Genomic DNA, 3,491 nt, shown 5'->3' with positions numbered 1-3,491 from the left:
GATGCAGCACCCTACTTCCGCATATTCAATCCAGTAAGCCAGGGAAAAAAGTTTGATCCTGCCGGTGACTATATTAGGGAATGGATACCTGAGTTAATGAATTTCCCAACACGTTATATTCACGAACCCTGGAATGCACCGTATAAGGCAATACAGGAAATCGATATTGTCGTAGGCAAAAACTATCCGCGACCCATCCTGGATATCATGAATACGCGCAAACAGTCATTGAATAACTATAATAACTTTCGGAAACTGAAGCGCTAACATTCTTTACATCGTAGCCTTTACATCTTGGTGTTTTCATCACTGACAATGTCAAAATAATTCGTGGCAAATGCGATGAAAAGCCTCAATGAGGTGCTATGGTAGTTTGAACCTCTGGATATTTTTCTTTTACAGGCATAACTTCCGCTGAAATACTTTTCACTACATGCACTATTATGTCGGCCGGTTGGCAGAAAGTAAGGGAAAACGATAATTTCTGTCGCACCCTGCCTGACATTAAATGAGCCATAGACTGACTAATGGATAAATGCACTTTCCAATTCCCTTATACCATAATTTTTATGCTTATTTTATTGCATTCAATATCAGTCACTTTGACGACATTACTGTTTTAACCTGTCAGAATGGATGACAAATGTATCAACCGGTTTTATGATTATAGTTAACGCTTCACCTGAAGAATAACACTACGGATAGTATGATATTTCGCGCTCTATCTCGAACAGATAATTTTCAGCTCATTGGAAGAATAACAAGGTGAATTTTATGACTCCGTTAATCCGCCTAATTTATGCAAGTGAATCAACAAATCCCGCCAACCAGGATTATGGCGGCATACAGGTCGATGTTGGACGGATACTAATGCAATCCAGGAAAAATAATCCTCGACACCAGATCGGTGGCGTTCTTTATTTCAGCAATAATTATTTTTTTCAATGTCTGGAGGGCAACCAGGATGTCGTTAACCAGCTTTACAACAAAATTGCTGAAGATCCTCGTCACGAAAACGTACAGAGCCTGTCAATCAATCGCATAAACCAGAGATACTTTACCAACTGGTCAATGAAATATGTCGCTCTTGAAGAAAATGTAACGAAACTGCTTAAAGACCACGGATACGATGCATTTACACCTTACGAATTTGACGACGCATTCATCGACAAACTGCTGAGACTTTTTGTAATAACCAAAGACTTTGATGGAACCGCTGACCAGAATTACGATTCCACGGCAATCGCGAAACGCAAACAGGGTTTTCTGCGACGATTATTCAGACGTCGCAAAGCGGAGCCAGCCTGAAGCAGCGCGATTTATTATAAAATTTGGCCGAATAATTTCGAAGAACTGCTGAAAAATATCAGACCTTATCAACAATATTATTGAAAACCTGTAAAACAACAGCGCTCTGCGGACTGGGCTGAATTAAAAAATCACAGGCTGGAATAACAATGACTCAGATAATATTGTTGATTCACATAGCTACTGGGAAATTTACGCAAATAATGCTTCAACATGGTTAGCGGCACTTCACGGGAAACCTTGCCAGCGCGATAGCCTTCTATCAATTCACGCATTTCGGATTTGTCGTGAATGTCGAGATCACGCTTAAAGTAACCTAAAAGATGTTCCAGGACGTTAGTATGTTTGCCACGCGAGCTCGGTTTTTTCAGTCCATTCATCAGCATCGCAATATATTCATTAGCAAATGAATCCAGATCTGTATCCCCTGCTTGCGCGATCATTGGCCCTAGCGTGCGATAGGTAGCTTCACAATGTGCAAGCAACATGAACTTGTGCCTGGTATGAAATTCGATGATGGATTTTTTACTTAGCCCGCGCGCGACTAGCTGCTGCCATCGATGATAAACTTCCACGCGTTGTAAAAAATTGTGTCTCAAATTATCGTCTTTTAACCGCCCTTCTTCCTCAACCGGCAGCAAGGGATTATTTTCAATGATTTGTTGGGCATAAATTCCAGTGCCGCTATTTAACACCTGGGTTTTACTTTTATAGATCTTCACGTTAAACAACCCACAACTGGGTGAGCCTTTTTTAAAGATGTAACCACTGATGAAGTCCAGCTGTTTCGCCTTTTGCTGCCCAAAATCAATCAATGGCTGGGTTACATCGATGGTTTCATCTTTTACATTCACAACTCGCTGATGGTGCTGATCTCCTATGAGATGAATTGGGGTGCGCGGTACACCCAAACCGATTGCCATTTCAGGGCAAACCGGGACAAACTCAAACCGTTGCGCCAGTTTTTGCGTAATGAACCGCTGTTCTTTATGGTTGGCATCAAAACGAACTTTTTGCCCCATCAAACAACTACTGATTCCAACATGTATCTTTTGCCTGGTTTCAACTGACATTACAACAATCCTTCTATGGTCGTTATCATCCTGTTGCCCTGTGGTTCAACTTTGCTATTGAAGCTGGCCACAAGCTTGCCGTTACGGTCCAGAACGTATTTGTGAAAATTCCATTGCGGATATTCACCTGAAATTTTTGCCAGGGTTTTATAAACTGGACCCGCGTTATAACGAGAGACACGTGTTTTCTCAAACATTGGGAACTCAACACCGTAAGTTAACCGGCAAAAATCCTGTATTTGTTTTTCTGTTCCCGGTTCCTGGCCGCCGAAGTCATTGGATGGGAAACCAATCACCACCAGGCCTTTATCTTTGTACTTACGGTATAAACCTTCGAGTCCTTCGTACTGGTAGGTGTAACCACATTTGCTGGCGGTATTAACGACGACCACCACTTTACCCAGGTATTCCTTACAGAGATTGACCTCCTTTTCGCCGGCGAGGGTGCGTTTGGTGAAATTGAGGGTGTCCGGACAGCTCATTTCGCTCTCCGCCATGACGGCTGTCGGTATCATACTCGCGGCAAATAAATTGAATAAAATCAATAAAAACAGTCTGTTAGATTTCATAGCAATGGCCTCATCGGGGTAATTCAATCGTCGTAGTTGACGTATTTGTACAACCTGTATAAGTTTAGTTCCAATAAATCGCAAAATCCTATACAATACTTATACACCATAGTCTATACTTGTACAAGTTGGAAATAGAAAATTGTAGTAGATTATCGAACAGCAGACTCAAAGCGAAAGGTACTCGTGATGGCGCAAAACAAACAACAGACAGAAAATTTACCCGGTGAAGAAGAACTGTATCCAATTCGCACGGTTTCAAGCCTGACCGGCGTGAATTCCATCACACTGCGCGCCTGGGAACGCCGTTACGGTCTTATTACACCGATCCGCACTCCCAAAGGCCACCGACTGTATACTCAAAACGACATTGACCTTATCCAGCAAGTGCTCGAGTTACTGGATAAAGGCATTTCCATTGGCCAGGTTAAAGATTATTTAAAAGGAAAAAGCGCACAACCGGCGCAGGAAAAAGCAACCGACCCCTGGTCCAATTATCAACGCCGCATGATTAATGCGATAGTTCGCTTCGATACCAATG

Annotated in this window: 5 protein-coding genes; 3 read left to right on the top strand and 2 right to left on the bottom strand. The window is 42.3% G+C overall.

What is annotated here, in order from left to right; all coding sequences use genetic code 11:
* Together ACWVCM_RS09225 and ACWVCM_RS09220 are read left to right on the top strand one after the other, a co-directional pair.
* The coding region (locus ACWVCM_RS09225) for an FAD-binding domain-containing protein (RefSeq protein ID WP_455201449.1) at positions 1 to 267 on the top strand (267 nt) is incomplete at its 5' end.
* A 507-nt stretch (positions 268 to 774) separates the two neighbouring features.
* A complete protein-coding gene (locus ACWVCM_RS09220; RefSeq protein WP_455201448.1) occupies positions 775 to 1,308 on the top strand; it encodes a BLUF domain-containing protein in 534 nt (177 codons plus the stop codon).
* Positions 1,309 to 1,439: 131 nt separating this feature from the next.
* Here the strand turns inward: ACWVCM_RS09220 and ACWVCM_RS09215 are convergent, their stop codons facing one another.
* Both ACWVCM_RS09215 and ACWVCM_RS09210 read right to left on the bottom strand, forming a co-directional pair.
* Positions 1,440 to 2,381, bottom strand: a complete 942-nt coding sequence (locus ACWVCM_RS09215) for a YbgA family protein (RefSeq protein ID WP_455201447.1) — start codon at positions 2,379 to 2,381, stop codon at positions 1,440 to 1,442.
* Positions 2,381 to 2,950: a glutathione peroxidase gene (locus tag ACWVCM_RS09210; RefSeq protein ID WP_455201446.1), complete on the bottom strand. Its 570-nt coding sequence runs from the start codon at positions 2,948 to 2,950 to the stop codon at positions 2,381 to 2,383. The genes ACWVCM_RS09215 and ACWVCM_RS09210 overlap by 1 nt, the downstream gene beginning before the upstream one ends.
* A gap of 189 nt (positions 2,951 to 3,139) precedes the next feature.
* Here ACWVCM_RS09210 and ACWVCM_RS09205 point away from each other — a divergent pair.
* The coding region (locus ACWVCM_RS09205; protein WP_455201445.1) for a MerR family transcriptional regulator at positions 3,140 to 3,491 on the top strand (352 nt) is incomplete at its 3' end.

The organism is Kaarinaea lacus (assembly GCF_975902315.1).
This window is presented reverse-complemented; position numbering and strand designations above follow the sequence as displayed.